24 protein-coding genes are annotated in these 25,704 nt (G+C 50.1%); 1 reads left to right on the top strand and 23 read right to left on the bottom strand.

Annotated elements, in window-relative coordinates:
- Positions 1 to 27 precede the first annotated feature (27 nt).
- From BMY11_RS02685 to cymR, 12 genes are all read right to left on the bottom strand, one after another.
- On the bottom strand, positions 28 to 975 hold the full coding sequence (locus BMY11_RS02685; protein WP_090572917.1) for a peptidase U32 family protein: 948 nt from the start codon (positions 973 to 975) through the stop codon (positions 28 to 30).
- An 11-nt stretch (positions 976 to 986) separates the two neighbouring features.
- Positions 987 to 2,096 (bottom strand): endolytic transglycosylase MltG, encoded by a 1,110-nt coding sequence (gene mltG, locus BMY11_RS02680; protein ID WP_256217272.1) that lies wholly within the window; start codon positions 2,094 to 2,096, stop codon positions 987 to 989.
- A 130-nt stretch (positions 2,097 to 2,226) separates the two neighbouring features.
- On the bottom strand, positions 2,227 to 2,526 hold the full coding sequence (locus BMY11_RS02675; RefSeq protein WP_256217271.1) for a DUF1292 domain-containing protein: 300 nt from the start codon (positions 2,524 to 2,526) through the stop codon (positions 2,227 to 2,229).
- Positions 2,527 to 2,560: 34 nt separating this feature from the next.
- Positions 2,561 to 2,872: a DUF1292 domain-containing protein gene (locus BMY11_RS02670; protein WP_090572916.1), complete on the bottom strand. Its 312-nt coding sequence runs from the start codon at positions 2,870 to 2,872 to the stop codon at positions 2,561 to 2,563.
- Positions 2,873 to 2,880: 8 nt separating this feature from the next.
- The gene (gene ruvX / locus BMY11_RS02665) at positions 2,881 to 3,297 is read right to left on the bottom strand and encodes a Holliday junction resolvase RuvX (RefSeq protein WP_090572915.1); all 417 of its coding nucleotides are present in this window, start codon (positions 3,295 to 3,297) and stop codon (positions 2,881 to 2,883) included.
- A gap of 31 nt (positions 3,298 to 3,328) precedes the next feature.
- Positions 3,329 to 3,592, bottom strand: a complete 264-nt coding sequence (locus BMY11_RS02660; protein WP_090572914.1) for an IreB family regulatory phosphoprotein — start codon at positions 3,590 to 3,592, stop codon at positions 3,329 to 3,331.
- Positions 3,593 to 3,641: 49 nt separating this feature from the next.
- On the bottom strand, positions 3,642 to 6,278 hold the full coding sequence (gene alaS / locus BMY11_RS02655; RefSeq protein WP_090572913.1) for an alanine--tRNA ligase: 2,637 nt from the start codon (positions 6,276 to 6,278) through the stop codon (positions 3,642 to 3,644).
- Positions 6,279 to 6,639: 361 nt separating this feature from the next.
- Positions 6,640 to 7,710: an AI-2E family transporter gene (locus BMY11_RS02650; RefSeq protein WP_090572912.1), complete on the bottom strand. Its 1,071-nt coding sequence runs from the start codon at positions 7,708 to 7,710 to the stop codon at positions 6,640 to 6,642.
- 178 nt (positions 7,711 to 7,888) lie between these two features.
- Positions 7,889 to 8,083, bottom strand: coding sequence for a hypothetical protein (locus BMY11_RS02645; RefSeq protein ID WP_090572911.1), 195 nt, complete (start codon positions 8,081 to 8,083; stop codon positions 7,889 to 7,891).
- Positions 8,080 to 8,631, bottom strand: coding sequence for a PRC-barrel domain-containing protein (locus tag BMY11_RS02640; RefSeq protein WP_090572910.1), 552 nt, complete (start codon positions 8,629 to 8,631; stop codon positions 8,080 to 8,082). The genes BMY11_RS02645 and BMY11_RS02640 overlap by 4 nt, the downstream gene beginning before the upstream one ends.
- Positions 8,632 to 8,648: 17 nt before the next feature.
- Positions 8,649 to 9,806: a cysteine desulfurase family protein gene (locus BMY11_RS02635; protein WP_090572909.1), complete on the bottom strand. Its 1,158-nt coding sequence runs from the start codon at positions 9,804 to 9,806 to the stop codon at positions 8,649 to 8,651.
- Between the two features lie 13 nt (positions 9,807 to 9,819).
- Positions 9,820 to 10,239 (bottom strand): cysteine metabolism transcriptional regulator CymR, encoded by a 420-nt coding sequence (gene cymR / locus BMY11_RS02630; RefSeq protein WP_090572908.1) that lies wholly within the window; start codon positions 10,237 to 10,239, stop codon positions 9,820 to 9,822.
- Between the two features lie 243 nt (positions 10,240 to 10,482).
- On the opposite strand from cymR, the gene mnmA reads away from it, so the two are divergent.
- A complete protein-coding gene (gene mnmA / locus BMY11_RS02625; RefSeq protein WP_090572907.1) occupies positions 10,483 to 11,580 on the top strand; it encodes a tRNA 2-thiouridine(34) synthase MnmA in 1,098 nt (365 codons plus the stop codon).
- A 128-nt stretch (positions 11,581 to 11,708) separates the two neighbouring features.
- Here the strand turns inward: mnmA and BMY11_RS02620 are convergent, their stop codons facing one another.
- From BMY11_RS02620 to BMY11_RS02575, 11 genes are all read right to left on the bottom strand, one after another.
- Positions 11,709 to 13,058, bottom strand: coding sequence for a hemolysin family protein (locus BMY11_RS02620; protein ID WP_090572906.1), 1,350 nt, complete (start codon positions 13,056 to 13,058; stop codon positions 11,709 to 11,711).
- Positions 13,059 to 13,314: 256 nt separating this feature from the next.
- Positions 13,315 to 14,619 carry a replication-associated recombination protein A gene (locus BMY11_RS02615; protein WP_090572905.1) on the bottom strand — a complete coding sequence of 435 codons (1,305 nt, stop codon included), beginning with the start codon at positions 14,617 to 14,619 and terminating at the stop codon, positions 13,315 to 13,317.
- 139 nt (positions 14,620 to 14,758) lie between these two features.
- On the bottom strand, positions 14,759 to 16,108 hold the full coding sequence (locus BMY11_RS02610) for an Nramp family divalent metal transporter (protein WP_090572904.1): 1,350 nt from the start codon (positions 16,106 to 16,108) through the stop codon (positions 14,759 to 14,761).
- 256 nt (positions 16,109 to 16,364) lie between these two features.
- The gene (locus BMY11_RS02605; protein ID WP_090572903.1) at positions 16,365 to 17,030 is read right to left on the bottom strand and encodes a YdeI/OmpD-associated family protein; all 666 of its coding nucleotides are present in this window, start codon (positions 17,028 to 17,030) and stop codon (positions 16,365 to 16,367) included.
- Positions 17,027 to 17,782 carry a tRNA threonylcarbamoyladenosine dehydratase gene (locus BMY11_RS02600; protein ID WP_090572902.1) on the bottom strand — a complete coding sequence of 252 codons (756 nt, stop codon included), beginning with the start codon at positions 17,780 to 17,782 and terminating at the stop codon, positions 17,027 to 17,029. Before BMY11_RS02600 ends, BMY11_RS02605 begins: the two co-directional genes overlap by 4 nt.
- A gap of 82 nt (positions 17,783 to 17,864) precedes the next feature.
- Positions 17,865 to 19,679 (bottom strand): aspartate--tRNA ligase, encoded by a 1,815-nt coding sequence (gene aspS / locus BMY11_RS02595; protein ID WP_090572901.1) that lies wholly within the window; start codon positions 19,677 to 19,679, stop codon positions 17,865 to 17,867.
- Positions 19,680 to 19,741: 62 nt separating this feature from the next.
- Positions 19,742 to 20,989, bottom strand: a complete 1,248-nt coding sequence (gene hisS, locus BMY11_RS02590) for a histidine--tRNA ligase (protein ID WP_090572900.1) — start codon at positions 20,987 to 20,989, stop codon at positions 19,742 to 19,744.
- Positions 20,990 to 21,931: 942 nt separating this feature from the next.
- Positions 21,932 to 22,099 (bottom strand): hypothetical protein, encoded by a 168-nt coding sequence (locus BMY11_RS28690; protein ID WP_177182465.1) that lies wholly within the window; start codon positions 22,097 to 22,099, stop codon positions 21,932 to 21,934.
- 115 nt (positions 22,100 to 22,214) lie between these two features.
- Positions 22,215 to 22,658 carry a D-aminoacyl-tRNA deacylase gene (gene dtd, locus BMY11_RS02585; protein ID WP_090572899.1) on the bottom strand — a complete coding sequence of 148 codons (444 nt, stop codon included), beginning with the start codon at positions 22,656 to 22,658 and terminating at the stop codon, positions 22,215 to 22,217.
- 18 nt (positions 22,659 to 22,676) lie between these two features.
- A complete protein-coding gene (locus BMY11_RS02580) occupies positions 22,677 to 24,863 on the bottom strand; it encodes a RelA/SpoT family protein (RefSeq protein WP_090572898.1) in 2,187 nt (728 codons plus the stop codon).
- A gap of 320 nt (positions 24,864 to 25,183) precedes the next feature.
- A complete protein-coding gene (locus BMY11_RS02575) occupies positions 25,184 to 25,696 on the bottom strand; it encodes an adenine phosphoribosyltransferase (RefSeq protein WP_090572897.1) in 513 nt (170 codons plus the stop codon).
- Between the last annotated feature and the right edge of the window lie 8 nt (positions 25,697 to 25,704).

Below are 25,704 nucleotides of genomic sequence, written 5' to 3'. Positions count from 1 at the left end.
CTTCACCTCCACTTCCTTCGGTGACAATTAGTAAACCTGTTCCTTATAGAAGAATCCGTACGACAATTCACGTGCCGGATCTTGCAATTCTCGGATGGAATCGAGCCATTCTTCATTAAATGCGTAGCCTTCCGGATCCGCATAATAAGCATCAATAACAGCGCGATATGCACGTACGACAGCTTCGTTATATGCTATTGATTTTAGCAGGCCTTCGATCCGAAAGCTATCCATATTAACTTCCATTAGCTCATGCAAGTTCTCGATCATGCAGAGATCGTCGGAGCTCATAATGTGCGTACCGTTCGCATCCTCATAGATCGGGTAGCGTTCGTCCGGACGCTCGGTTTCCACCAAATACAAACCATTCTCAATGGTTCCATTAATGGGCACATCTTGTAGAACTTCGCTATCCTTCGCCTGGTGATCGAAGTAATTGTGCACAAGCGGACGTTTGGAATGATAGATATTCGTCAAGCCATGGACTTGAACTTGAACCTCCATCTCCGTATTCGCCTTCACATCAAGTACTTGATCCATATTCAGCTCACGCGCGAGAATCACTCTTGTCGCACCTCGGCGGCCCCAATAATTGGCGGTCGCATAGTTTGTCGACGTCATCTCTGCATTCCAGTGCAATTTCATATCTGGCGCTTCCGTCCGCGCTATCATCAATACAGCGGGATCTCCGAAAATAATTCCGTGTACGCCAGCTTCTGCCAAGCCGCGAATGTAGCCCGGAAGCGAATCGACCGTAGCGTTGTCCATTACGTTATTCACTGCTGCATAGACATTGGCTCCTCGCGAATGCGCGAGATTCACTGCTTCCGCAATCATCGCCAAATCAAATTCTCCCGGGAGCCGCATGCCATAGCGCGATTCACCAACAACGATCGCATTCGCGCCCGCTGTAATTAACCGCTCCATGTCGGCAAGGGATGCTGCATCAATGAGCAGCTCCGGTTTTGTTGCCATGGTAAGTCCTCCTATTGCTTTGCCGTTTCATTGCTTTTCTCAATATTGCGATTATGCTCTTTAAGCGTTTCGGCGAAGAGATGCTCATGACTGCCATCTTTCTTCGTCACGTAGTAATAATAATCGGTTTGTTTCGGGAACAGAGCTGCGTCAATCGATTTGATGCTCGGCGATGCGATTGGACCTGGCGGCAATCCTTTCACCTTATACGTGTTGTAAGGGCTGTCCACATCCAGATCAGTCAGAAGCAATCGCTCCTTCTGCTTATCAAGCAAGTATTGCACCGTTGCGTCGATCTGCAGCGGCATCCCTTTCTTCAGCCGGTTATAGATAATACCAGCCACTATCGGACGCTCTTCGTCAATGACCACTTCCCGCTCCACAAGTGAAGCGATCGTCAGCATTTCGTGCATAGAAATATCATGCTCGGTGAGTGATTCTTCCCAATTGTCAGGGAGCGTATCGAGCTTATGATCGAGCTCCTGCAGCATGCGCGTAATAATATCTTCAGGCTTACTGCTCTTCACCATCTCGTACGTCTCCGGGAACAGATACCCTTCAAGCCGGTGGCGCAGCTTAGCATCCTTCGGTATATTCTTCACTTCATCCACATCGCTCCATACTTGATCCTTATCAGTAAGTGCGATGAATGCTGCTTTATCGACATAACCCGCTTTACTTAACGTATCCGCAATCTGCTCTACAGTGAAGCCTTCCGGAATCGTAAAGCGAATGGTTTCTTCCTTTTTCGTCTCGCCAGCATTGAGCTTAGCGATAATTTCTTCCTTCGTCATGCCAGGCTTAAGTTCATAAACGCCCGCTTGGAACTTCGGACCTTCATGCTTATAGCGTAAGTAATATTTAAAAATAAATGCATTGCGAATAACGCCCTGCTCTTTAAGCACTTCAGCGAACTCGAACGGTGAAGCACCCTTCTTGAGTTCTACTTGAACGGCGTCCCCGGAAGATGCAGGTCGTAAACCGTTCCAAATATACAAGTACACACTGCCTACCGAAATAACCATTAGGCCGATAATTGTTGTTATGACCCAGAAAGTTATGCGTCCCCGCCTAGGTCCTGCAGGGCGATATTGAGCTGACTGTTCTTCTGATGAGTGCAACCGACGTATCCTCCGTTTCCGAATCAGCGCGGAAAAAGGGCGGTATAAGCCGCCCCTTCCGTACTCCTATAAGTAAAACCGAGCTTTCACTTTATGGATCCGCCCCGGTTTAATGCAAGAGAATCGCTAATCAAGGCTGTTCATCGCCTGCGAACATCAAATCATCGTATGCTTCAGCGACGGCTTCCCATTCCTCGTCATCCTCGATCGATTCCAGCTCCGGATCGGCGCCATCCTGAATCGTAATTCGGAAGAAAGCGACTTCATCTTCTTTCTGCATATCATGCGACTGCAATCCGGCATAGGAGTGATTACCCAGCTGGAATTCAGCGACGATTTGAAACGGCTCTGCCGCCCCTTCTTCGCCAATCAAATCTACTTCTGTGCCATAAATCGCTTTCAGCACGGAAATGCTTTTCACTTCAGACACTGTTTAGAGCTCCCTTCAACCACACGGATGGCTGTTAGTCGTTATCGTCGATCTCAGCGAGAAGCGTGTTGAACGTTTCTTCAACCATGTTCCACTCTTCTTCGTCTTCGATGGTGTAGAGCTTCAGATCGTCGCCGTCTTCCTCATAACGGAAGGCGTAAACCTCATCAGAATCCTCATCATCTTCTTCGCTTGTTTCGACATTAAGCGGCACGACCATCATATATTTCTGATCGGAGCCGTCTACTTCGAACTTCATGACTACCTCGAATTCTTCTTCGTTGCCATCTTCATCTGGAATGTAGATGATTTCCGGCTCTTCAAACTGCATGTCGTCCTTTGTCATCGTTACCCTCACCTTTTCGTTTTAGAATCGAGATAATTTTGCAAAATTAGCGCTGCCGCCATTTTGTCCACCACTAACTTTCGCTTCTTACGGCTAACGTCTGCCTCAAGCAATGTGCGCTCTGCGGCCACGGTCGTTAGCCGTTCGTCCCAAAGGTGTACGGGTAAATTTAGCTTCTGCTGTAAATCCTCTGCGAATGCGATGCAAATTTCGCCACGCGGCCCGATAGTGCCATTCATGTTCTTGGGCAGACCGACTACAATCTCAGAAACTTCGTGTTCCTTCACAAGCTGGGCAATGACTCCAACCTCACCGTTGTCGCGACGTTTCTCCACGACACCGACGCCTTGCGCGGTCCAGCCGAATGCATCGCTGACGGCTACGCCAATTCGGCGGTCGCCGTAATCCAATCCCATCAGACGCATACGACCTGGTGCCTCTTTTCCATGAGCTTCATTATTTGCTGTGCTGACTTAAGTAGGAACGTACCAGCTCTTCAATGAGCTCGTCTCGTTCTTTCCTTCGAATTAAACTTCGAGCATTGTTATGCCGCGGAATGTATGCGGGATCTCCGGACAATAGATAACCGACAATCTGGTTAATCGGATTGTAATCCTTCTCAAGCAGTGCATCATACACCGTAAGCATAATTTCTTTCGAAGAAGCTTCCAGCCCTTCCGCCTTCACGTCAAATTTCATTGTCTTGTCCATTGAATTCATCGCCAGCACCTCACTTTCCAAGCCGCTTAACAGCCGTTTAATATTGCTATCATATCACATTTGCCTGCGAGAGAACCAGTTCTTCGGCAATTTGGAGCGCTTCGCCCAGTTTTGACGGATCTTTCCCGCCTGCTTGCGCCATATCCGGGCGTCCGCCGCCGCCGCCGCCGCATGCTGCAGCCGCTTCTTTGACGATCTTTCCTGCGTTGAAGCCTTGCTTCACAAGCTCTGGAGCAACTGCTGCGACGAGGTTAACTTTGTCTTCAGCAACAGCACCGAGTACGATAACTGCGCCTTGCAGCTTCACTTTCAGCTCATCCACGATGCCGCGAAGCGCGTCCATGGACGGAGCATTTACTTGTGCAGCGAGCACAGTTACGCCATTAACGACCTTCACCTGAGATTCAAGCGAGCCCGCTTCGATCCGGCTCAGCTTGCCTTGCAGCGATTCGTTCTCGCGAGCGAGCTCCTTCACTTGGACGTGTAGCGCTTCTATACGCTTAGGCACATCGTTCAAGTTCGTCTTCAGCAGCGAAGCCGCTTGCTTCAGCTGATCCAGCTGACCTTCCATATACAGGTACGCGTTACGGCCAGTTACAGCTTCGATCCGGCGAACGCCAGATCCGATGCCGCTCTCGCTGACGAGCTTGAACAGACCGATCTGCGCAGTGTTCACTACGTGGCAGCCGCCGCATAGCTCTAGGCTGTAGCCACCGACACGAACAACGCGGACAACATCGCCGTACTTCTCGCCGAATAGAGCCATTGCGCCCATTTCCTTCGCTTCCGAAAGCGTCTTGTAGTCGATCTCAAGCGCAGTGCCAAGCCAAATTTGCTGATTGACGCGGCGTTCGATCTCCGTCAGTTCTTCCGGCGTAATGCTGCCGAAGTGCGAGAAGTCGAAGCGAAGACGATCTGGCTCAACGAGGGAACCAGCTTGGTTAACATGCTCGCCGAGCACATCTTTCAGAGCGCGGTGAAGCAAGTGCGTTGCCGTGTGGTTCTTGATTGTATCTTCACGTGATTGCGTCGATACAGCTGTTTGTACTTGGTCACCAACTTTAACAGTTCCGCTCGTGACAACAGCGTGGTGTACGGGCTGACCATGTGGTGCTTTCGTCACATTTTCTACTGTGAGCGTGAAGCCTTCGCCTGTAATCGTACCGCTGTCGCCGATTTGACCGCCGCTCTCTGCGTAGAACGTCGTGCGATCAAGAATGACAAGCACGTCACTTCCTTCAGAAGCAGAATCATCAAGCGCATCACCGTTTACGATCGCAACGACTGTTGCGCCTTCAATCGTCAGATCCTGGTAACCGACAAATTCGGATTTCGTCGTGAAATCAGCAAGCGGTCCGCCTTGAACATTCATGCCGCCAGTGTCTTGGCGCGCTGCACGCGCACGAGTACGCTGCTCTTCCATCGAAACGTCAAAGCCATTACGGTCAACAGTCATTCCTTGCTCAGCAGCAAAGTCTTCCGTCAGATCGAATGGGAAGCCATACGTGTCATATAGCTTGAATGCATCCGGTCCGCTAATTTGTGTGATGCCGCCTGCTTGGGCTGTTTTAACCAAGTCACCGAGCAACGCCAGACCATCGGAAAGTGTCTCATGGAAACGCTCTTCTTCGGTACGGATGACTCTCTCGATGAATTCGCGCTTATCGACAACTTCTGGGTAATGGCTGCCCATAATCTCGCCTACCACGCTAACGAGCTCAAACAGGAACGGACGATCAACGCCAAGCGTCTTGCCGTAACGAACCGCGCGGCGGAGCAAGCGGCGGATAACATAACCGCGGCCTTCATTAGAAGGCATAACGCCGTCGCCAACTGCGAATGCCACCGTACGAATATGGTCAGCAATGACCTTCAGCGCGATGTCGTTCTCTGCATCGGTGTGGTACGTTACATTTGCGATTTGGCAAGTACGATCAATGATCGAACGGAACAGATCCGTATCGAAGTTTGAATCGACATTTTGCAGAATCGAAGTCAAACGCTCAAGACCTGCGCCTGTATCGATATTCTTATTAGGCAGCGGCGTGTAGCTGCCGTCCTTATTATGATTATATTGCGAAAATACAAGGTTCCATACTTCAAGGAACCGTTCGTTTTCTCCGCCAGGCCAGCATTCCGGATCATTCAGGTCACCGAACGCATCGCCGCGGTCATAGAAGATCTCCGTACAAGGTCCGCAAGGGCCTTCGCCGATGTCCCAGAAGTTCTCCTCCAAGCGGTAAATACGCTCTGCAGGAAGGCCGATCTTCTCATTCCAATAGCGGAATGCTTCCTCGTCCTCTGGATAAACCGTAACGGACAGACGTTCTGGATCGAAGCCAATCCATTGTGGGCTAGTCAGGAACTCCCATGCCCAAGTGATGACTTCTTCTTTGAAATAATCGCCGATCGAGAAGTTTCCGAGCATCTCAAACATCGTCTGGTGACGGCGAGTCTTGCCGACATTCTCGATATCATTTGTACGGATACATTTCTGCGAGTTCGTAATACGCGGATTGTCAGGGATGACACGACCGTCAAAATAAGGCTTTAACGGCGCCATACCTGCGTTAATCCAGAGCAATGAAGGATCATTATGCGGAACTAAGGAAGCGCTCGGCTCAATTTTATGGCCTTTGCTCTCGAAGAAAGAGAGCCACTTCGAACGGATTTCACTTGCTTTCATAATCGTTCAACCCCCAAAATTTAATAGAAAATAAAAAAAACGCCCCTAAAAAACAGGGACGAATCATTCGCGGTACCACCCTGGTTATTGCATGCATATTCGCATCTACCCGCGATTAGCAAAGCAATCTCCTTAGTTAGACGTTAACGGGTCCACCCGGTGAAGTTCATTCACTCTCCGAAACCAGCTTTCAGCCATCCTTCGCCGTTAGAATTCTCACAGCCGACGTGGGCGCCTTACAGCACACACGAAGAAATTCTATCTCTGGGCAGCGGTCTATGACTTACTTTATGTTTCATCTACGATTTCGATATTCGGTTGACGTAGTTGCCATTAGTATATCCATAAGAGGCATACAATGTCAAACCGTCTTTCGCCTAACGTAATAAGCGAAGAAATGCTGAATGATAACCTTTAGCGCAGCGAAAATCGGAACCGCTAGAATCATGCCAACAATACCGGCCAGCTCGCCACCGACGAGCAGCACGAATATAATCGACAGTGGATGCATATGCAGCGTTCTGCCCACCACTTGCGGCGAAATAATGTTGCCCTCAAGGATTTGGCAGGCGGTATTGACGACAACGACGAGCAGCATCATTTTGACAGAAACCGTTGAGGCCATTACAAGCGCAGGCGCTGCGCCGAAGAACGGACCTAGATACGGGATAATGTTCGTCACAGCTACTACACTTGCGAGCAGCAGCGCATATGGCATACCGATAATCAAATATCCTACATAAGCGAGTGTGCCTACAATGACACAGACGAGAAACTGACCACGAATGTAGCTGCCAAGCGCATTGTCGATATCTTTTAACAGCCTGACGGCATGCTTGCGATGCGATTTGGGCACATAGGTCAGCAGCGTCCGCTCAAACACCTCGAAGTCTTTCAATATATAGAACGCCAGAAACGGGATGATGAACGCAATAAATACGATGTTGATCATCGCCCCGATGTTATTAATGAAGCTGAAAATTGCGTCTGAGCTCTGCTTCTCCAGCTTGTATATCGACTTGTTAATCCCGCCGCGAATGCTCTCGGGCAGAAACGATGAATTGTTCAGGTCATTCACGATCCCCTGCGCCTTCATCGTCAAATCCGGCATATGCTCATTCAGCTCCTGCAGCTGCTCCAGAAACATCGGAATGGCGTTCATCAGTATGACGGTTAACGTCCCACAGAACACCGCATAGATGAGCAGAACCGCGATCGTCCTAGGTACTCTGCGTTCGTTCAGCAGACTGACAATCGGATTGAGCACATATGAAATAATCATTGCAATTAAGAACGGTGCAAATACCGCGCGCAGAAAAACATAAATATGTACGATAATCGGCTTCAGCAGCAGCAGCAAATAAAGGGCAACCAGCCCAAGAATCAGATAGACGAGCCATACAAATAGACGATTGTTCGTAAAGCGTTCCACGGCACTGACTCCTCCCTTGGACGCGCAAAAAATAGCAAACGTACTAACAGTATATGTACAGGCTGTCGTTTTCATCCCCTTAAGCAAAGAGAACCTAAAGTGATAGATCAATATCGCTCAAGGTTCATAAAAAAGACGACCTCTCGCCAGAGGTCGTCTAACTGTTCCTTATGATGCATTAATTCGCATGCACCTGCGGCATATCATCTTCAAAGAATAGATCGTCCAGCGAGCTCAGCGTACCGTCTTCTTCAACCTGGTACACAGACATCTTCTCGCCATTCACCGTCAATTCAATGAAGCAGCCCCAGCAATAATACTGGTGCGATCCGATTTTACCGATATCCTTGGAACTGCAATTTGGGCATTTCATCGTTCATTTCTCCCTATATCCGACTCAGAAACTGCGACCGGGGTAAGGTATGCCTCGCTGCCGGCCGGTACAATTATGACATTCTCTCCGAGCATGACTTCCTCTGTTAGTCGCGGCACCGGAAGCCACTTACGGCCTTCCATCATGTCCGCTATAAAACCATCAGTCAACTCATAGCCTACTATTTGTGTACCCTGTAATTGATCAAAATAAACATCGGATACTCGGCCAAGTTGTTCACCATCAGTAGTCACGACGGGTAAATCTTTCAAACGGATCATTCCAGTATGGAACGAACGCTGAATTTCTGCTTGCTTCGTCTTCCGTACAGATGCCGTATTCATAATAATAACGGTATCCGATCCGCAGACGAGCACTTCACTCCAGAGCACTGCTTTCATTGCGGTCAAGAATCGTCTGCCGGCGTCCAAAATAATTCCGCCGAGCTGCCAGTGTTCGTCAAACCATGCATCCTTCACATGGCCGACCTGCTTGCCGGCACTCATCTCAACGACCGGAAGCCCGATCACATGCTGTAGTCTTAGCACCGTATTAGGAAAGCCTCCTAGGCATTAGTACGAACACGGCCTATAAAAGTTGCAACTTTTTTTGCGGCCTGCTCGAGTTCCTCCATAGTATTTCCCAATCCGAAGCTAAATCGTACAGCAGATGCTTGTCTTTCGATAGAAACGTCCATCGCACTAAGCACATACGAGGGTTCAAGCGCACCTGATGTGCAAGCCGATCCGCCAGATGCCGCAACGCCGGCCAAATCCAGATTCATGAGCATCGTCTCCGAGCTGATGCCGATAAAGCTCATGTTTAGAATGTGCGGCGCTTGCATCGTATCATGACCGTTAATTGCAATCTGATCTGCTCCTACCGTTTCAATCATCCGCTCTATCCATTTAAGACGAAGCTGACTGAGCAAAAGTTTCCGTTCATCGATTGATTTCACAGAAAGTTCAACTGCTTTCGCAAATCCGACAATGCCGGCAACATTCTCTGTGCCCGCACGTCTACTTCGTTCTTGCGAACCGCCGTGTGAGAATGGCTCGAGCGTTATACCTTTACGCACGAAGAGTGCGCCAACGCCTTGCGGCCCATTAATCTTATGGGCGGAGAAGCTCATAAGATCAACAGGCAACTGCTTAAGATCAATAGCAAGCGTACCTAGCGCTTGTACGGCATCAACATGAAAGAGCACACCGTGAGACCGGGCCAGTTCGCCAATCTCATGGATCGGCTGAATGGTTCCGGTCTCATTATTCACATACATGATGCTTATAATCGCGGTTTCCGCTTCAATTGCGTTTGCCACATCAGCGGGCGATACGATTCCTTGCTCGTCCACTGGTAATATCGTTACGCGGAATCCCTCTTCTTCGAGCGCTTCACTTGCGTGAAGGATAGCGTGATGCTCCGTCGCAGACGTGATGATATGGGTTTTGCCGTGTTGTTTACGAACTGCTCTGGCCGCACCAATCAGCGCCATGTTGTCGCTCTCGGTTCCGCCTCCAGTGAACACAATCTCTGCCGGTGTAGCACCGATGCTCGATGCAAGTATGTCACGCGCACGATTTAGCAGCTGTCGTAAACCGCGACCATATGCATGTGTGCTGGACGGATTGCCGAATGTGCCCGTGTAGACAGACATCATTTCACTCACTACTTCAGGGTGTACCGGCGTGGAAGCCGCATGATCATAATAAATCCGTTCCATTCGCACATCATCCTTAAATATAGAACATGTAGGAGTCCTTCGGACCCTCTTCCTTAAACGAGACGAGATCTGCAAGTGTCGTCGAGTCTAGCACTTCCGCAATGCTGTCGCGAATACGAAGCCATAGATCGCGCTTGGCTGGATCATCTTCTTCAGTGAAGTCAACCGGAGAGATTGGCCCTTCTAGAATTCGAATGACGTCGCCCGAAGTAATTTCTACTGGCTCTCTGGACAAAATATAGCCGCCATATGCTCCGCGAATGCTCTTTACAAGACCTGCGTTGCGCAAAGGGGCAATCAACTGCTCCAAGTAATGCTCCGACAAATGATTACGTTCCGCTATACTTTTAAGCGATGTAGGTCCTTCACCGAATTTGCCTGCAAGCTCCATCATAATCGTTAGACCGTAGCGGCCTTTAGTAGAAATTTTCAACTGCTGCACCTCTTCCCAAGCAAAACTTAATCCTATTTTAAGGCTGATGCAATCAAGAAATCACAATCCATGGTATTCCCATATCATATCTATGTTAACATATTAGACGAGTTTTATGTTGTGAAAACATGGCGTTTTCATGAAAATCATTTGCAAAATGTGCTACAATATAAAAACGCAAGCGGCTTACTTCGCGTTAGTTTGGAAGATGGGCCGGAACTAAAGGAAGGTGTCTAACTAGTTATGAGCAATTCTTCAATTCGTGTCGTTGTCGGCATGTCCGGCGGCGTTGATTCATCTGTTACCGCGCTGTTACTTAAGCAGCAGGGCTATGACGTTATCGGTATTTTCATGAAAAACTGGGATGACACCGATCAATTCGGCCACTGTACGGCTGAAGAGGACGCAGAAGACGTACGCCGCGTCTGCGACCAGATCGGCATTCCTTACTATACGGTCAATTTCGAGAAACAATATTTCGATAAGGTGTTCGCATACTTTCTCGATGAGTACCGTAATGGCCGTACACCGAATCCGGATGTTATGTGCAACCGTGAAATTAAGTTCGGCGATTTCTTGCATAAGGCGATTGAGCTTGGCGCGGATTACTTAGCTACTGGTCATTATGCCCGCTTAGAGCGCACGGCAGACGGTGAATCGAAGCTGCTGCGCGGCGTAGATTCAAACAAGGATCAGACATACTTCCTGCACGCGCTGCGTCAAGACCAACTCGCGAAAGCGATGTTCCCAATCGGGCATCTGCCGAAGCCAGAGGTTAGACGAATCGCGGAGGAGTTCGGACTCTACACCGCTAAGAAAAAAGACAGTACAGGCGTATGCTTCATTGGCGAGCGTAACTTCAAGGAATTCCTGAGCGGCTACCTGCCGGCACAGCCTGGCGCAATGGTCGATATCGAGACTGGCGAGACGAAAGGCCGTCACGACGGACTCATGTATTACACACTCGGTCAGCGGCAAGGGCTTGGCATCGGCGGCTCTGGCAATGGCGAGCCTTGGTTCGTCACTGCGAAAGACCTGAAGGAGAACATCCTCTACGTCGTTCAAGGAGATAAGCATGCGAGCCTATATTCGCACAGCCTCGTAGCGACTGGAATCAACTGGATTTCACCGGTTAAGCCAGAAGGACCATTGAAGTGCACGGCGAAGTTCCGCTATCGCCAACCAGACCAAGGCGTAACAATTACGCTGCGCGCTGACGGCACAACAGCGGATGTCGTCTTCGACAGCTTGCAGAAAGCGATCACCCCTGGACAAGCGGTTGTCTTCTATGACGGCGATGTATGCTTGGGCGGCGGTACAATTGATATTGTGAATCAGTAAAGTTATGGAGCCCCTCGTCGGATGACGTGGGGTATTTTTTTTTTTGGAAGTTGAGCTCATGATGTAGCTCTGCAGCGGCGCTATAAAAAAAAGCACCCGAACCAAAGTTCGAGTGCCACCTATTTCAATTAGCCCGTTTCAGCTCGCAGCTCTTCATCCTCAAGCTCTTCGTTCTCCGTCTGTTTACGGATGACGATACGTGAAATGCGCAGATGATCGGTCTCTTCGATTACAAATTCGATGCCGTCCGGATGAACGACCCGTTCGCCCTTCGTAGGCGGGTTCTCGATCTGTGCGTACATCCAGCCGCCGATCGTGTCATAGTCGTCGCTCTCGATTTCGAGACCAAAATAGCTGTTCACTTCCTCAATCAACATCATGCCGTTAATCGAATGTGAATCGCCCTCGCGCGGCTCGATATCAGGGCGTTCCTCATCGAATTCATCCTGAATTTCACCGACGATTTCTTCCATGATATCCTCCAGCGTTACAAGACCAGAGGTACCACCATATTCATCAATAAGTATGGCGATCTGCGTCTTCTTCTTCTGCATCAGCTTCAGCAGTGCGCTAATATGCATCGAATCAGGCACCGTCGTCATTGGACGCGTAATGATGCGGAAATCGGATAGTCCCTGCTGAGTAACCTTGAGCAAATCTTTAATGTGCACGAAGCCGATGATGTTATCTTTATCGCCGTCACAAACCGGGTAGCGTGTATGCATCTCCTTGAGCGCAATCGCTTGGTTCTCCTCGAACGATAGGTTCGCATATAGACAGATCATCTCTGTCCGCGGAATCATAATCTCTCTCGCATGCGTCTCCGCAAAATCAAATATATTATCGACAAGCGTAAGCTCAGTATTATCAATTAGTCCGGATTTATGGCTTTCTTTCATGAGGATCCGAATTTCTTCCTCGGTATGCGCCGATTCATGCTCAGCTGCTGGCTCAATGCCAATACGCTTCAGCAACCAGTTTGCCGTTCCGTTCAGCAAGAAGATGAACGGGTACATCAGCTTGTGGAATGCGATAAGCGGAATCGCCGTCCATAGCGTGACAGGCTCAGCCTTACGAATAGCATACGTCTTCGGCGCCAATTCGCCAAGAACGATGTGCAATATCGTAATAATCGAGAATGCAAGTACAAAGGATACTGTAGACACGGCAACTTCGCCGAGGTGAAGACTTTTGAGCAAGGGCTCAATAATGTGCCCGATCGCTGGTTCACCAACCCAACCAAGACCAAGCGAAGCAAGCGTAATTCCGAGCTGACAGGCTGACAAGTAAGCGTCCAAATTGTTGGTAAGCCGCGAAGCAAAACTTGCGCGGCGATTGCCGTCCAGGACGAGCGTATCGATCCGGCTGCTTCTCACCTTAACCATCGCAAACTCAGCTGCAACGAAAAATCCGTTTAGAAAGACGAGCACTACAATTAATAAAAGACTTAAAAATAAGGGTAACGGGTCACTACTCAACGATTCCCTGTTTGCCGCCCGCAGCTGACGTTAACTACGCTCACGACGAACAGGTGCACCTCCTTCGGGGATTGAAAATTATAAAGAAATGTTATAATACTAGATTAGTCGATGGATTAACTTTACGTCAAACGCCGTCATCCCACCTTCTGGCTCAAATTCGGGTTTTAGTAATGTTTATTCCGTAAAGGTCGGCCTTTATGCGCCATTTTCTAGCTCCTGCTATCGTTTAAGCAGTTATGAGCGGAATTTATCACTATTTACGCCGTTCTTGGTTTTGTCGAATCTTGTCTTCCATGCCTTGATTCGTCGCTTGATAGAACTTCTTCTTCGCGATTCGATCCGGCAAATACTGCTGTTCCACATAATGCCCAGGGTAATCATGCGGATATTTGTAGCCAACGTGGCCAAGCCGCTGTGCCCCACTGTAATGCGTGTCCCGCAAATGCAGCGGCACTTCCGCAGAACCAATCTGCTCCATCGTGTTCATCACATTGCCGATCGCAATTGCGGCAGCATTCGACTTCGGACTTTCGACAGCGAACAGAATCGCTTGCGTAATGTTGTACTTCGCTTCCGGCCATCCAATCTTATGATACGCGTCCATTGCCGTTACCGCTTGTACCATTGCCTGCGGGTTCGCAAGGCCAATATCTTCGCTGCACGCGACGATTAGCCGTCTAACGAATGTCATGGGGTCCATGCCGAGCTTCTCGACGGCATAGAGAAACCAGAACAGCGCCGCATCGCTCGAGCCACGTACGCTCTTATGGAATGCAGACAACACATCGTACTGAGTCGATTCATCCGCACGGATGGTCGGCTTACGGATGGACTCTTCTGCTACCTCAAGCGTTACGATGATAGAGCCGTCCGGCTGCGACGGAGTCGTCACTGCCGCAAGCTCAATCGCGTTAAGCGCACGCCGAATATCGCCACCAGCCATGCTAGCGATATGCTGTAGCGCCGCTTCCTCCACATGGAGGTCCATGAAGCCAAGGCCCCGCTCCTTGTTAGCAAGCGCACGCTGCATGGCCGTCAGCGCATCTTCGCGCGTCAGAGATTCAAGCTGGAATAGCGTGGAACGTGACAGCAAAGCCCCATTCACGTAGTGGAACGGATTTTCAGTCGTAGCACCAATGAAGATAATAATGCCCTGCTCAACCGCCGGCAGCAGTGCATCTTGCCGTGATGAGTTGAAGCGATGCACCTCATCAAGGAAAAGAATCGTTTTACGGCCGTACATTGATTTGGTCATTCTCGCGCGGTCAATCACTTCACGGACATCTTTTACCGATGCCTCAACAGCATTCAGCTTCACAAACTCCCCTTGCGTCCGCATCGAAATAATATGTGCAAGTGTTGTTTTGCCACAACCAGGAGGGCCGTACAGCAGGATGGAAGACACCTGATCGGCTTCAATTGCCCGCCTTAGCAGCTTTCCTGGACCCACAATATCTGTCTGCCCAATATATTCATCTATTGTTTGAGGTCGCATCCGGTCAGCTAGCAGCTTGGCCCGAGACGCCTCTTCTTCGTTCTGATATGTAAACAGATCCATTCGTTTAAACACATCCTTTTCACCCATCTATAATAGCACACAAGCACAAATGTTCGCTATGAAGTGTGAAGACAACAAGAAGGGCACTTCTCGAGACCCGAGAAATGCCCTATCATCGCCTAGCCACATTTTTATGAAATTATCCATTAAACGTCTGGTACAGCAAATAGAGATTCAGTCCTGCGATCACAATCGCAACTGTCCATGACAACCACTTCATCCAAGGCTTATTAACGAACTCGCCCATCTTCTTCTTATCGCTTGTAAACTTCACAAGCGGTATGACTGCGAAAGACAGCTGAAGCGACAAGATGACTTGGCTCAGGATAAGCAGCTGCATCGTTCCGTTTGCGCCATACAGCCATGTAACGATGACCGCTGGAATAATCGCAATCAGCCGCGTAATGAGCCTTCTGAGCCATGGTGCGACACGGAGGTTCAGGAACCCTTCCATGACGATCTGACCTGCGAGCGTACCTGTCAGTGTCGAGTTCTGCCCGGATGCCAGTAGTGCAACACCGAACAATACACTTGCTGCTGCTGTGCCAAGCATCGGCGACAGCAGGCCATATGCCTCTCCAATATCCGCTACATCAGTATGGCCCGTCGTATGGAAAGTTGCTGCGGAGATAATGAGAATAGCAGCGTTTATAAAAAGTGCAAAAAATAACGCAATCGTCGAATCCCATGTTGAGTATTTAATCGCTTGGCGCTTGCCAAGTGCTGTTTGTTCAAATTGCCGAGTCTGCACGATCGATGAGTGCAAATATAAATTGTGCGGCATAACTGTCGCACCGAGGATACCGATGGCAATGTAGAGCATTTCCGGATTCGTAATAATCTGACTACTTGGAATAAAACCTTTCATTACAGCACCGATCTCAGGCTGTGACCAGAAAATCTCGATCAAGAAACAACCGCCAATTGTGACAATGAGCACGATAACGAGTGCTTCGATATACCGGAACCCTTTATTCTGCAGCAATAGCACGAGGAGCACATCGAGCACGGTTATGGCAACTCCGGCTATAAGCGGTATACCGAACAATAAGTTGAGCGCAATAGCCGACCCAATTACTTCCGCTAGATCGCAGGCTGCTATTGCGATTTCACACATCACCCACAGCCCCATCGCTACTGGCTTGGTGTAATGATCTCGGCAGGCTTGCGCCAAGTCCCGCCCTGTCACGATACCGAGCTTGCCTGCGAGTGCCTGCAGCAGAATCGCCATCAGGTTGGAGAGCAAGATTACCGCAAGCAGCGTATAACCGAATTTGGAACCGCCAGCTAAGTCCGTTGCCCAGTTGCCCGGATCCATGTAGCCGACCGCTACCAAATAGCCAGGTCCAGCAAAAGCGAGAAACTTGCGAAACCAGGAAGCTGATTTCGGGATCTTCATTGAGCGATAAACTTCGGGCAATGTATTCTGCTTCCTTGGATAACGCCAGCCACTGTTCTCATGTGCGAGTGGAGTCGATTGTTCACTCATGATCTTTCACCTCTTATGAACGTCGTACCGTCCTATTATGCGCAAAAGCTACATCCTACAAATATGCATGTGTGAAACCATTGTTTCCTATTTTCATTGTACACCACCAAAAAAGTTTGTCAAAGGCAACTTTTGTTGAATGGGACAAAACTTTATCACTAGGTAAACAAGTTCCCTCCGAAAAAGCACAAAAAACCGCTAGCAGCGCCTACAGCAGTTGCCTGACTGTAAACACCGAAGCGGTTTTCGTAAATATTTATTTAGTGACCGGCTTGTCCGAAGGACGTTTCAGCTTGTTAGATAGCTTCTCGGTCATCTCCATGATCCGTTTCACCCGTGTTACTTCCTGTTTCGCTTCGTTTATCCAACGAATATATTCTTTGCGATGTGAAGTCGCGAGCTGCGCGAAGAATGCCTCCGCTTCCGGATAGGATGCAAGCGCTGCTTGCACATCGTCTGGAACGACGATCTCTTTGGAGACTGGCTCTGTTCTGCGGCTCAGGTCAGCAGCACGGCTCGCTCTAGCACTTGTCTGAGCTACGCCAACCGGACGGAAACGCATAGCAGACCATGTTTCGTTGATCGAAACAAGCGACACGCCTTCCCAGCCCTCATCCTTAACCACTCTCCAGCCACGGTCACGATTAATGTCTGTCCTCATCTTGGATGTGCCTTTCGGATAGCAAATCCAGAGTAAGCCATCCTTCTTAACCGCTTTGAGCGCTTTTGGCGCATGCTCATTCAAGCTCGCGATGTCTTTGACGAACAGCATGACAAAATCAAACGTGCCGCTGTCCATTTCATCCACCTTACCGCTCTTTTCCAAGCCTAGCTCCTCAAGCAGCTCTGGCTCTGGTACTTCCATAACGACTGCGCGCATATCTAACGAAAAGCGCAGCTTGTTTACGAGTTCTGCGTTCATACTGGTTGTCCCCCTTGCGCGAGCAAATCTTTCACAGCAACGCTGACCATAATGAGTCCAGCGACTGGTGGTACGAATGCATTGCTTGACGGCGGCTGCTGCGCCTTCCGAATCTCTGGCGCGTTATCCGGAACGATACGTTGCGTGACGTCAACGCGTGGCTTCATAGGCTCCTCCGTCGAGAAGACCACCTTAACACCCTTCTTAATGCCGTCCTTACGCAGCTTCTGGCGTACGACGCGGGCAATCGGGTCCATCGACGTCTTGGAAATGTCCGCTACCTGGAACTTAGTTGGATCCATTTTGTTCGCGGCACCCATGCTTGAGATGATCGGAATCTTCCGCTCCAAACACTGTTTAATCAGATGGACTTTGTACGAAATCGTATCCGAGGCATCAAGCACGTAATCCAGCTCGTACTCGAACAGCTTCTCGTATGTCTCTTCCGTGTAAAACATGCGCAGCGATATCGCCTCGCAGTCCGGGTTTATCAACTTGATGCGGTCGCGCATCAAGTCCGCCTTCGGCTGCCCCACTGTCGTGGTGAGCGCGTGAATCTGGCGGTTAATGTTCGTAATGTCGACAACGTCCTTGTCGATCAGAATGATGCGTCCTACGCCTGTACGCGCAAGCGCCTCAGCTGCTATGGCGCCAACGCCGCCGATGCCGAGCACCGCAACGGTTGCGCCTTTCATGATCTCAAGCCCCTCCGGGCCGATCGCTAGCTCCGTACGTGAAAACTGGTGCAGCATGAAATACACCTCTTACTTATTTTTAGTGTCAAAAGAATCCGGCTTCCGCCGCTAATACCGCGGGCGAAAGCCGGTGAATGGATTAATTCTCTTGCGCAGCTGCGGCTGCAGCAGCTGTTTCAGGCTGCTTCGCAGGCTTCTGGATCGTACGGATATGCAGCTGTTGCAGCTGGGCAATATCCACCTCGGACGGAGCATCTGTCAACAAGTCTGTTGCGCTTGCCGTCTTAGGGAATGCAATGGTTTCACGCAAGTTAGTGCGGCCAGCCAGCAGCATGACAAGACGGTCAAAGCCGAATGCGAAGCCGCCGTGCGGAGGCGTACCATAGTCAAACGCATCAAGCAGGAAGCCGAACTTCTCGTAAGCTTCTTCCATCGAGAAGCCAAGCGCTTTGAACATCAACTCTTGTACATCACGCTTGTAGATACGCATCGAGCCGCCGCCTACTTCGTAGCCGTTCAGAACAAGGTCATATGCTTGCGCGCGGATAGCGCCTGGATCTGTCTCGAACAGGGCAACGTCGTCGTCGTTCGGACGCGTGAACGGATGGTGCTCCGCAACGAAACGTTTTGCCTCTTCATCGTAACCAAGCAGTGGGAAGTCAACTACCCACTCCAGCTTGAATTTGGACTCGTCAATCAGACCAAGCTGCTTGCCGATCTTCAGACGCAAGTTGCCGAGAACATCTGCTACGACCTTCTTCTTGTCTGCGGAGAATAGAAGCAAGTCCCCTTCTTCAACGCCAAGACGCGCTGTCATTGCTTCGATCTCTTCTGGCTTGAAGAATTTCACGATTGGACCGCGCCATTCGCCTTCTTTTACCGTTACCCAAGCAAGGCCTTTACCGCCATAGCGTGCAGCGAACGGCTGCAGGTCGTCAAGCTCTTTACGGCTCCAGCTCGCACAGCCTTTAGCGTTGAGCACTTTTACTACGCCACCGCTTGCTGCTACGGATGCAAATACTTTCACGTCACTGTTTGAAACGATGTCAGTAATATCTTCCATTTCCATGCCGAAACGAAGATCTGGTTTGTCGGAACCATACTTGTTCATTGCATCTGCATGCGTAATACGTTGGAACGGACGTGGAATTTCAACGCCGACCGTTTCACGGAACAGCTTCACAACAAGCTCTTCCATAATGTCGAGCAATTGGTCCTGAGACAGGAACGACGTCTCAATGTCGACTTGCGTGAACTCTGGCTGACGGTCAGCACGAAGGTCTTCGTCACGGAAGCAACGAGCGATCTGGTAGTAGCGCTCAAGTCCGCTCACCATGAGCAATTGTTTGAAGATTTGCGGCGATTGCGGCAGTGCGAAGAATTCGCCTGGATGCACACGGCTCGGTACGAGATAGTCGCGCGCGCCTTCCGGCGTGCTCTTCGTCAAGATCGGTGTTTCTACATCGATGAAGCCTTGACCGTCAAGATAGTCACGGAATACTTTCGCAGCCTTCGAACGAAGAAGCAACGTCTTCTGCATCTCTGGACGGCGAAGGTCAAGATAGCGATATTTCAGGCGAAGAGACTCATCCACTTCAACGCCGTCTTCGATCGGGAACGGAGGCGTCTTCGCTGCGTTCATGATCTCGATTTCCGTAACGCGAATTTCAATCTCGCCTGTAGCGATGTTGCTGTTAACTGTTGCAGCATCACGTTCTACGACTTGACCGCGAACGGCAAGCACGAACTCATTGCGGGCGCGGTCAGCGATAGCAAGCGCATCACCGGAGAAGTCCGGGTTGAATACGATTTGTACAATGCCTGTACGGTCGCGCAGGTCGATAAAGAGAACGCCGCCAAGGTCGCGACGACGCTGAACCCAGCCGTTTAGTGTAACCGTTTGGCCTACTTCCGCTTTCGTAAGTGTTCCACAAGCGTGTGTTTTTAACATCATGATTGTTACTCGCTCCTTTTATTATGGGTATGAAAAAAGCATCTATTGTGGTGGTGACTGTGTTAGCTCAAAATCTCGTCTGCGATCTTATCGAGCTTTACGAATTTCTGCTCACCAGTCGCCATGTTCTTCAGTGCAATTTCACCGCGCTCAAGCTCATCATCGCCGAGAATTGCTGTGAAGCGCACTTGCAGACGGTCAGCAGATTTCATCTGCGCCTTCATCTTACGGCCTTGGTAATCACGCTCAGCGGACACTCCGCGAAGACGCAAGCCATGCAGCAGACGCGTTATTTCGCGGTCAGCTGCTTCACCGAGTGCAACCATGTATACATCGACCTGGTGCAGATTATCGAGCTGCGCGCCTTGGCTCTCAAGCAGCATTACAGTACGCTCTAAGCCAAGACCAAGTCCGACGCCCGGCTGGTCTGGTCCGCCGATATCTGCAACAAGACCATTGTAACGACCTCCGCCACCAATTGTATCAATCGCACCAATGCCTTCTGCTTTGTACTCGAAAGCTGTGTGCGTGTAATAATCAAGGCCGCGAACGAGACGTGGATTGATGGAGTATGGAATGTTCATGCCTGTAAGGTGCTGCTGCAGCGCCTCAAAGTGCGTACGGCATTCGTCATCCAAGCTGTCCAGAATCGAAGGCGCTCCTTCAAAATGATGTTGGTCCGTCTTACAATCGAGCACACGTAGCGGATTGCGCTCCATACGTGATTGGCAGTCTTTGCAAAGCACTTCGCGCATTGGCGTTAGGAACTCAAGCAGACGCTCGCGGAAAGCGGCGCGAACTGTAGGCGTACCGACAGAATTGATCTCCACGCGTACATCCTTCAGACCCACTTCGCTGTAGAACGTGTAGCCAAGAGCAATCACTTCTGCATCGAGTGCCGGATCAACGGCTCCAAGCGCTTCTATGCCGAATTGGTGGAACTGTCTGTAACGGCCAGCTTGCTGGCGCTCATAGCGGAACATCGGTCCGATATAGTACAGTTTTGTCAGATCAGGTTCGCCATACAGCTTGTTCTCGACATAAGCGCGAACCGCTCCTGCCGTTCCTTCCGGACGCAGCGTAAGGCTGCGGTCTCCGCGGTCGGTGAAGGTATACATCTCCTTCTCAACGATGTCTGTCGTCTCGCCAACACCGCGCTTATACAGCTCAGTCATTTCAAACATTGGCGTCCGAATTTCACGGAAGTTAAAGCGTCGGCAAATATCACGCGCTTTGCTCTCGACAAATTGCCATTTCTCTACCGAGCCTGGCAGGAAGTCCTGCGTGCCCGGAGGCTTCTGAAACCCCATGTCCATACCCCCTTAACATAATGGATACATAAAAAGCCCCCGCGCCTCCGCCTCAAATAAGGCAAAGGGACGAGAGCTTGTAAAGTACGAAGCTACCGTGGTACCACCCACATTCCGAAGCAATGACATCTGACATCAAAAGTCGTCACTGATTCGCTTTACTCGGTTAACGCCCGACTACGCAATACAGCTAATGAGCAGCGCCGCGAGGCAGCACATGCAGGTTCACCGTATGTCCTCCAGGAGGTCTGTTCGCTCATGCACGCCAAGGATTCTTGCAGCCATGGAATCCCTCTCTGAGTAGGTGCGGGTAGAACGAAGCGGTCCTTTCAACGAATCGACACAATATAACTTCTATTGTACTCATTGGCGCAAGTCAAGTCAAGGGGATGACCCCCTAAATCCCCCTCATCAGGGGGACCCCAAGGGTTTACCAACCCTCTGGACACCCGGAACGAGGGGACGTTGGTGCTGCAGAGAAGCGCTCGCGAGTTGGAACTGGTGCTGGTGCTCGCTTTCGTCCCTCGCGGGACACGCTTAACGATTGGCGTTGTTTAGCGACCTGGTGTCCCTTGCGGGACCATGGGAACGAGTTCTGAGAGTGAGGCGCATTGTGGATATTCCGTGCTTGGCTCGCTTTACGTCCCTTGCGGGACCCGCTTTACTTTTGGCGCGGGGATTGGTTACCAGGTGTCGTTGCACTCCACGGTAACCTGGGGGCCCGCATTTAATCGCGGGAGAAGTTAGTTTAAGTGCAAAGAAAAGAAAAAGGACCTACAAACAAGTTGTAGGTCCATCAAAGTAATATATTCAAAAAAGGGGGTCGCCTATTATTATAGGCCGACCATGTTAGAGAAAGATTGAAATCAAGTTACAGTTATATTACAAAAAATAAAGCGATTTCTTGTCCATTCCCTATCTTTCGACTGCAACGTGCCAATATTATCCGCGCTCTCCTTTTGGATCACGCTTTGGCATAGCGCTGCCCCACTCAGCAGCAGCCTCAATATCCTCTTCAAGCTCTGAGAAAATCAGCGCCTCGCGGCGGTCTGCATGAAGTATTCTGCGCGACATGCGCTCATACCCTTGCTCTTTACGCGATTGATGCATTGCGAGTATCCCTCCACCTTTTGCACACAACCAGCTTGCATGCGTATAGGTTTCTAGTTTTGCCCGCTTTGCCCATTTCTAACACATATCAGAGCCGAGCTTACCGCCACTCTGCTTATGTCTTTGAATCTACAATCAAAGTAACCGGTCCCCAGTTCGTCAACGATACGTCCATATCCGCACCGAATCTTCCTGTCTCAACGGTCAATCCCGTACTGCGAAGAGCAGCATTGAACGCTTCGTACAATGGCTCAGCCTGCTCCGGACGAGCAGCCGCCATGAAATTCGGACGTCTGCCATTACGGCAATCACCGTAAAGTGTAAATTGGGATACGGAAAGGATAGCTCCGCCCATATCCTGCACCGACAGATTCATTTTGCCCGACTCATCTTCGAAAATCCGAAGTCCTGCAATTTTTTCTGCCATCCACTTCATATCTGCTTCTTTATCCTCATGAGTAATACCCACGAGCAAGACAAGCCCTTTATCAATGGAGCCAACCGTTTCGCCACTTATGACGACGGAAGCTCCTTTGCTTCGTTGTACAACTACTTTCATGCCTGATGAATTCCCCTTCTACTGCATAATCCGCTGAACAGAATAAATATCCTTCACCCGTTTGATGCGCTCCACAACAGCTCCCAAATGTTCAATGTTGCGGATGAGCACGGTCATATGAATCATCGCCAATTTATTCTTGTCCGAACGGCCAGATACCGCAGAAATATTCGTTTTGCTCTCCGATACAGCCTGCAGCACTTCATTGAGCAAGCCTGGACGATCATGTCCCGTAATTTCAATGTCGACGCTATAATTCGCTTCAACAGACTGCTCCCACTCGACTTCAATCATACGAGCAGCTTCTTCGCCCTCTGCGCTTGAAGTCAGATTGAGGCAATCCATCCGGTGAACGGAGACACCGCGGCCGCGCGTAATGTAGCCGACGATCACATCACCTGGAACAGGGTTACAGCAACGTGCAAACCGAACGAGCAGATTATCGACGCCTTTGACGACAACGCCATGCGTTGGACGCGATTTGCGCTGGTGCGCAGGCGCTGACTTCACTTCCTTCATCTCGTTCGTCAGCTCGATCTGATTCGCTTCCTCGGCTTCACGGCGCATTTTCTCCGTTAGCTTCGTACAGATCTGAGCCGCCGTGATGCCACCAAAGCCGACTGCAGACAACATGTCATCAATATCATTAAACGTAAATTTAAGCGCCGCCTCTTGAAGCTGCGAATCCGACATAAAGCTCGGCGGCTCGAGTCCGAGTCGCTTGAGCTCGCGCTCGATTAGATCGCGCCCCTTGAGCACGTTCTCTTCGCGTTTCTCCTTCTTGAACCACTGCTTGATCTTGTTGCGCGCATGTGAAGATTGGGCAATCTTGACCCAGTCCTGGCTAGGACCGTACGAATGCTTCGATGTCAGAATCTCCACGATATCGCCGGTCTTGAGCTTGTAATCTAGCGGAACGATACGGCCATTCACCTTCGAGCCGATGGTCCGGTTGCCGACTTCGGTATGGACACGATAGGCAAAATCAAGCGGAACCGACCCTGCAGGCAGCTCGAACACTTCTCCCTTCGGCGTGAAGACGAATACAAGATCCGAGAAGAAATCCATCTTGAGCGATTCCACGAACTCCGATGCGTCGCTTGCATCGTTCTGCAGCTCGATAATTTCGCGGAACAATGTCATTTTGTCCTCGAAGGAACCAGCTGGCACAACGCCGCCTTCCTTGTACGCCCAGTGCGCCGCGATACCGAACTCCGAAGTGCGGTGCATTTCCCATGTGCGGATTTGAACCTCCGTCGGCTCCCCAGTAGGTCCAATGACGGTCGTGTGGAGCGACTGGTACATGTTCGCTTTTGGCATAGCGATATAGTCTTTGAACCTGCCCGGCATCGGTTTCCATAGCGTATGGATGATGCCAAGCGTAGCGTAACAATCTTTTATACCGTCAACGATGATCCGAATCGCAAGCAAATCATAAATCTCGTTAAACTGCTTGCTGCGTGCGGTCATCTTCTTATAGATGCTGTAAATGTGCTTAGGTCGGCCCGAAATGTCACCTTCGATGCCCATATCTTCAAGCTTCTCGCGAATCCGGCCAATGACATCGGTAATGTACTGCTCCCGTTCTGCCCGCTTCTTCTTCATGAGGTTGGCAATCCGATAGTACTGCTGCGGATTCAAGTAACGAAGCGCGATGTCCTCCATCTCCCACTTGATTGCCGACATACCGAGTCGGTGGGCAATGGGGCAGAAAATCTCGAGCGTCTCATAAGCGACACGACGCTGGGCTTCTTCCGATTGATATTTAAGTGTCCGCATATTATGAAGGCGGTCTGCAAGCTTAATGAGAATAACACGTATGTCCTGCGCCATCGCGACGAACATTTTGCGATAGTTCTCGTTCTGCTGCTCTTCCTTGGAGCGGAATTTGATCTTCTCCAGCTTGGTCAGGCCATCGACGACAGCAGCGCAAGCATCTCCGAACCGGGACCGAACCTCTTCGAGCGGAACAGTTGTATCTTCCACGACATCATGAAGTAGTGCAGCAATAATCGACAACACATCCATCTGCATGTTAACGAGAATTTCTGCAACCGCGACAGGATGTAAGATATACGGCTCTCCCGATTTGCGCACTTGCCCGTGATGGGCCTGATCGGCAAATTCGTAAGCTTCCTTGATCCGTGTCAAATCTTGTTCCTTCAAATAGGTCGATGCTTTGTCGAGTAATTGCTCTATGCCCATGAATGTCCTTTCCGGAAAAGCGCGCCCCTAAAGTAGCGCGGTTTACTTCCCAATTCTTAAAGTCATGTATGCCCTGTAAAAAATAATAGGGTAGCCCGAGTTTTTCCTATTATTATGCCTGTTATCAAGCCTTTACGTCAACCTCCGAGCCCCTCTAGCTGTTCATTCTGAGCGGAATCGCTGAAGAATACTGCCGAAAAAACCCGAATGCTGTATGTACTGGAAGCAGATCCCTCTATCCTACAACTATGCTAAATAGGAAAACCGGACTATTGCAGGCGTCTGCCCCTTTAGTCCGGTGTCACGTAAGTAGCTATTGCTTAATAGGTAATCAGTGAGAAGATGTCGATGCCGTCAAGCTTCGTACGACCGTCCAGGTAGCCGAGCTCAATCAGGAATGCCGAGCCTACCACTTCGCCGCCAAGCTGGCGGATGAGGTTGATCGACGTAGCAATTGTACCGCCAGTTGCTAGCAGGTCGTCTGCAATGAGCACTCGCTGTCCAGGCTTGATTGCATCTTTATGAATGGCAAGCTTGTCTTTGCCATATTCAAGATCGTAAGAAGCCTCAACCACTTCGCCAGGCAGCTTGCCGCTCTTGCGAATTGGCACGAAGCCCGCGCCAAGCGAGATTGCAAGTGGCGCACCGATGATGAATCCGCGTGCTTCCGGACCTGCAACCAGGTCGATCTGCTTGTCAGCCACTGCTTGTTTGAGTGCGTCGATTGCAGATGCGTATACCGGACCGTTGTTCGTCAATGTTGTAATATCTTTAAAGCGGATACCTGGTTGCGGGAAATCCGGAATGATGCGAATGTAATCTTTATAATTCATGTAGTACC

The organism is Paenibacillus sp. OV219, assembly GCF_900110075.1.
Lineage (GTDB): Bacteria > Bacillota > Bacilli > Paenibacillales > Paenibacillaceae > Paenibacillus_Z.
Note: the sequence above shows the minus strand (reverse complement) of the source record. Positions and strands in the feature narration are given on the sequence as shown.

Excerpts from the sequence above, each read along its gene's own strand:
- BMY11_RS02685 (WP_090572917.1), bottom strand. The coding sequence starts at position 975 with ATGGCAACAAAACCGGAGCTGCTCATTGATGCAGCATCCCTTGCCGAC.
- BMY11_RS02670 (WP_090572916.1), bottom strand. The coding sequence starts at position 2,872 with ATGACAAAGGACGACATGCAGTTTGAAGAGCCGGAAATCATCTACATT.
- ruvX (WP_090572915.1), bottom strand. The coding sequence starts at position 3,297 with ATGCGTCTGATGGGATTGGATTACGGCGACCGCCGAATTGGCGTAGCC.
- BMY11_RS02660 (WP_090572914.1), bottom strand. The coding sequence starts at position 3,592 with ATGAATTCAATGGACAAGACAATGAAATTTGACGTGAAGGCGGAAGGG.
- alaS (WP_090572913.1), bottom strand. The coding sequence starts at position 6,278 with ATGAAAGCAAGTGAAATCCGTTCGAAGTGGCTCTCTTTCTTCGAGAGC.
- BMY11_RS02645 (WP_090572911.1), bottom strand. The coding sequence starts at position 8,083 with ATGAAATGCCCAAATTGCAGTTCCAAGGATATCGGTAAAATCGGATCG.
- BMY11_RS02635 (WP_090572909.1), bottom strand. The coding sequence starts at position 9,806 with ATGGAACGGATTTATTATGATCATGCGGCTTCCACGCCGGTACACCCT.
- mnmA (WP_090572907.1), top strand. The coding sequence starts at position 10,483 with ATGAGCAATTCTTCAATTCGTGTCGTTGTCGGCATGTCCGGCGGCGTT.
- BMY11_RS02615 (WP_090572905.1), bottom strand. The coding sequence starts at position 14,619 with ATGGATCTGTTTACATATCAGAACGAAGAAGAGGCGTCTCGGGCCAAG.
- BMY11_RS02610 (WP_090572904.1), bottom strand. The coding sequence starts at position 16,108 with ATGAGTGAACAATCGACTCCACTCGCACATGAGAACAGTGGCTGGCGT.
- BMY11_RS02605 (WP_090572903.1), bottom strand. The coding sequence starts at position 17,030 with ATGAACGCAGAACTCGTAAACAAGCTGCGCTTTTCGTTAGATATGCGC.
- BMY11_RS02600 (WP_090572902.1), bottom strand. The coding sequence starts at position 17,782 with ATGCTGCACCAGTTTTCACGTACGGAGCTAGCGATCGGCCCGGAGGGG.
- aspS (WP_090572901.1), bottom strand. The coding sequence starts at position 19,679 with ATGATGTTAAAAACACACGCTTGTGGAACACTTACGAAAGCGGAAGTA.
- hisS (WP_090572900.1), bottom strand. The coding sequence starts at position 20,989 with ATGGGGTTTCAGAAGCCTCCGGGCACGCAGGACTTCCTGCCAGGCTCG.
- BMY11_RS28690 (WP_177182465.1), bottom strand. The coding sequence starts at position 22,099 with ATGCATCAATCGCGTAAAGAGCAAGGGTATGAGCGCATGTCGCGCAGA.
- dtd (WP_090572899.1), bottom strand. The coding sequence starts at position 22,658 with ATGAAAGTAGTTGTACAACGAAGCAAAGGAGCTTCCGTCGTCATAAGT.
- BMY11_RS02580 (WP_090572898.1), bottom strand. The coding sequence starts at position 24,863 with ATGGGCATAGAGCAATTACTCGACAAAGCATCGACCTATTTGAAGGAA.
- BMY11_RS02575 (WP_090572897.1), bottom strand. The coding sequence starts at position 25,696 with ATGAATTATAAAGATTACATTCGCATCATTCCGGATTTCCCGCAACCA.